Annotated in this window: 1 protein-coding gene; it reads left to right on the forward strand. The window is 64.4% G+C overall.

Annotated features, from left to right (window positions below; translation table 11 throughout):
- Positions 1-747 (forward strand): hypothetical protein (locus tag JHD59_RS21995; RefSeq protein WP_199155836.1); only part of this gene is annotated, 747 nt, incomplete at both ends.

Here is a 747-nt window from a genome sequence, read left to right on the forward strand (position 1 = left end):
AGAAGGGTAAGACCGACGCGGCCAAGGGCGAGACCGTCGCCCAGTCGGGCGTCGTGCCGGCGCACACCATCGTGGCGGCGGATGCCGGCAAGGTGCTGGAAGTGGGCGTGCAGGCGAAGAACGGGGCCAATGCGGTGGGTAACACCGTCAAGGTGGCGACCGATGGCACGGTGTCGGATGACAGCGGCAACAACAACCCGGGCGGCGGCAACGAGTCCGAGGGCGGCGACAACGGCAAGCCGATCGATACGAATGCCAAGCCGGTGGTGAAGGCATTGAAGGTCAAGGGTCCGCTCGAAGTGGGCAAGGACCTGACCGGTACTTACCAGTTTGACGCCAACAACGGCAACGGTACCGACAAGTCGACCTTTGCCTGGGGCGAGAAGGGTAAGACCGACGCGGCCAAGGGCGAAGTGATTGCCAAGTCGGGCGAAGTGCCGGCACACACCATCGTGGCGGCGGATGCCGGCAAGGTGCTGGAAGTGGGCGTGCAGGCGAAGAACGGCGCCAATGTGGTGGGCAACACCGCCAAAGTGGCGACCGATGGTTCGATGTCCGAGAACGACGGCGGCGGCAACGAGTCCGAGGGCGGCGACAACGGCAAGCCGCTCGATCCGACGGCCAAGCCGGTGGTGAAGGCGTTGAAGGTCAAGGGTCCGCTCGAAGTGGGCAAGGACCTGACCGGTACTTACCAGTTTGATGCCAACAACGGCAACGGTACCGACAAGTCGACGTTTGCCTGGGGCG

The sequence above is a fragment of the Chromobacterium sp. ASV23 genome, assembly GCF_016428945.1.
GTDB lineage: Bacteria > Pseudomonadota > Gammaproteobacteria > Burkholderiales > Chromobacteriaceae > Chromobacterium > Chromobacterium sinusclupearum.